Source organism: Pseudomonas folii, from assembly GCF_014357575.1.
Lineage (GTDB): Bacteria > Pseudomonadota > Gammaproteobacteria > Pseudomonadales > Pseudomonadaceae > Aquipseudomonas > Aquipseudomonas folii.
Genome location: NZ_JACONW010000278.1, coordinates 1 through 2,913, shown reverse-complemented (window position 1 = coordinate 2,913; position 2,913 = coordinate 1). Strand labels below are relative to the sequence as shown.

At 54.2% G+C, this 2,913-nt stretch carries 3 protein-coding genes; 1 reads left to right on the top strand and 2 read right to left on the bottom strand.

All coding sequences use genetic code 11. From position 1 onward, the window contains the following. The first annotated feature begins 519 nt into the window (after positions 1–519). Entirely contained in the window at positions 520–741 is a 222-nt protein-coding gene (locus H8S59_RS26640) for a DUF6124 family protein (RefSeq protein WP_095099695.1), read from the top strand. 159 nt (positions 742–900) lie between these two features. On the opposite strand, the gene H8S59_RS26635 is transcribed toward H8S59_RS26640, so the two are convergent. Further along, the gene (locus tag H8S59_RS26635; protein WP_187523346.1) at positions 901–1,899 is read right to left on the bottom strand and encodes a sulfate ABC transporter substrate-binding protein; all 999 of its coding nucleotides are present in this window, start codon (positions 1,897–1,899) and stop codon (positions 901–903) included. A gap of 97 nt (positions 1,900–1,996) precedes the next feature. After that, positions 1,997–2,830 carry an ion transporter gene (locus H8S59_RS26630; protein ID WP_187523345.1) on the bottom strand — a complete coding sequence of 278 codons (834 nt, stop codon included), beginning with the start codon at positions 2,828–2,830 and terminating at the stop codon, positions 1,997–1,999. Positions 2,831–2,913 lie beyond the last annotated feature (83 nt).

Genomic DNA, 2,913 nt, shown 5'->3' with positions numbered 1-2,913 from the left:
GCCGGTAAATTTTCTTTGGCGACATACCGCTCTCCCGGCTAAAGCCGGTCCTACAAGATCAAGAGCACGCTTGCAGGCAAACATAGAATCTCCCATCTCGCTGTGATCGAACCGCGTAATGTAGGCAATCATCAACGACTAGCCTTTTGCCCCGCGACTGCATGTATGAAATTTCTAAAAAGCGTTTTGTAGGCTCTGGCCATATAACACGGCAGGACTTCTCTCTTTCTCTTGAGTGAAGTTTCCGAGACAATCCCGACCACTTGTGTCTCCCCGTTCAGGCCACTAAGGTTCGTCGGTCACCGAAAAGTCGGTGACCGGGTTTAGTAGCCCGCGACGTGGAAGCACAATCCTCCTGAATTCAGGCGTTTTCAGACGCTTGAGCTTTATGGCGGCTGTGCTCAGGGCACCTTCGGGTGCGCCGGTCCAACGTCCCGGTCTACTAACCTGCGCACAGCTGCCACCCTATCGTTTAGTAGCGATGTCGGCAGCTTCCCTTGACGTTGGAGTTCTTAAAAAATGCCACATCTCTTACCCATGCCTCATTCAGATCTGGAAGAGGCCCTTGGTCATGCTTCCAATTTGCTGCAATGTGCAGCCGCAACAGCGTACGAAAGCGGTGACAGACTGACTGGTTCGGACCGCCATCTTGCATTGTCGGTGGTACATCTTATCGATATGGCCAAGACGGTAATTGATCATTCGTTGATCAGGCTGGAACAATTGCCCGAGGCGAGTTAGCCGGACGAATTCATTCTCTTTAGTGGTGTGATACGCAGGCGGTATTTGTGTTGATCTGGACCCTGAGCGAACGCATGGCGTATGGATAACGCTGTCCTGCTAGCAGCAAAAACGAAACGGCGACCCGAAGGTCGCCGTTTTCATTTCAGACCAGCCCGATCACTTGCCGGTATAAATCTGATCAAACACCCCACCATCAGCAAAGTGGGTTTTCTGCACAGTGCGCCAGTCGCCAAAAGTTTTTTCTACCGAAAGAAAATCAACCTTCGGGAAGCGGTCGGTGTATTTGGCAAGCACCGCGGGGTCGCGTGGACGCAGGTAGTTGTTGGCAGCGATTTCCTGACCTTCAGGGGACCACAGGTATTTCAGGTATTCCTCGGCGGCGGCGCGGCTGCCTTTCTTGTCGACGACTTTATCCACCACGCTGACGGGCGGCTCGGCTTCAGCCGACACGCTCGGGTAGACCACTTCGAACTGATCACGGCCGAATTCACGGGCGATCATTTCTGCTTCGTTTTCAAAGGTGATCAGCACGTCGCCGATCTGGTTGGTCATGAACGTGGTGGTTGCACCACGGCCGCCGGTGTCTAGCACGGGTACGTGTTTGAAGAGGTTACCGACGAACTGCTTGGCAGCGGCTTCATCACCGCCGTTTTTCAGGGTATAGCCCCAGGCCGAGAGGTAGGTGTAGCGGCCGTTACCCGAAGTTTTCGGGTTAGGCACGATGACCTCGACACCGTCCTTGATCAGGTCAGGCCAGTCTTTCAACGCTTTTGGGTTGCCCTTGCGGACGATAAAAACCGTGGCCGAAGTGAATGGCGCGCTGTTGTTTGGAAGGCGCGTCACCCAGTTATCAGGAACCAGCTTGCCGTTGTCAGCCAATGCGTTGATGTCGGTGGCCATATTCATGGTGATAACGTCAGCAGGCAGACCGTCGATGACCGAGCGGGCCTGTTTGCTGGACCCGCCGAAAGACATCTGCACCGCGATGTTTTCTTTGTGCTCGGCTTGCCAGTGCTTCTGAAAAGCAGCGTTGTAGTCCTTGTAGAAATCACGCATGACGTCATACGACACGTTGAGCAGGGTCGGGGCGGCCTGGGCCGCGCTGCCGAAAGCCAGTCCTGCGGCGAGTAACGAAGCGGCGAAAAGTTTGTTCACTGCGCAATTCCTTTTTGGATGTACAGACATTGATGGCTTGATGCGCGCGACTATAGCCGGGGCGCATTAGGCGTTTAAAGATTTAAAAGGCATTTGCTTATGCTTTATTTTCCACCCGTGGAAAAAGCGCATTGCCGCAGCGTGAGCAGAAAGCCGCACCGTGTTCATGAGTGTTCTTCGAGCACACCGGACAATCATGTTTCAGCTGTTCGCCACGCATGGCGGTGGCGAGCTCCGCGGTGAAGATTCCGGTCGGTACGGCGATAATCGAATAACCGGTAATCATCACCAGTGCCGAGAGCATTTGGCCGACTGCAGTTCTGGGCACGATATCGCCATAGCCCACGGTAGTCAGGGTGACGATCGCCCAATAGATGCCTTTCGGAATGCTGGTGAAACCATGCTCGGGACCCTCGATCACGTACATGAGTGTGCCGAACACCACCACCAGCGTAGACACAGTGAGCAGAAACACGATGATCTTCTGCTTGCTGCCGCGTAGCGCCGAAAGCAGGTAATTGGCCTGCTTCAGGTATGGACTGAGTTTGAGCACCCGGAAAATTCGCAACATGCGGATGACCCGCACAATCAGCAGGTACTGCGCATCGCTGTAATAAAGCGCAAGGATGCCGGGCACGATGGCCAGTAAGTCCACCAGCCCGTAAAAGCTGAAGGCGTATTTCAGCGGTTGTGGCGAGCAGTAGAGGCGCAGGAGGTATTCAACGATGAATATGGCGGTGAAGCCCCATTCGGCATACGCCAACCAATCCCCGTAGTTGGCGTGGACGGCAGGAATGCTGTCGAGAACCACCACAATCAGGCTGAAAAGGATAACCACGAGTAACGTTTTGTCGAAGCGTCGTCCGGCAGGCGTATCGTTCTGGAAGATGACAATGCGTAACTGTTCGCGGCGACTGTTGGTGCTGTCCATGGTGGATTCCGAATTCAGGATCGCAGCAGTCTACGCAAATTTCAGGGGCTGGTTTGCACTGTTGTATTGGAAGCGCAGGACCT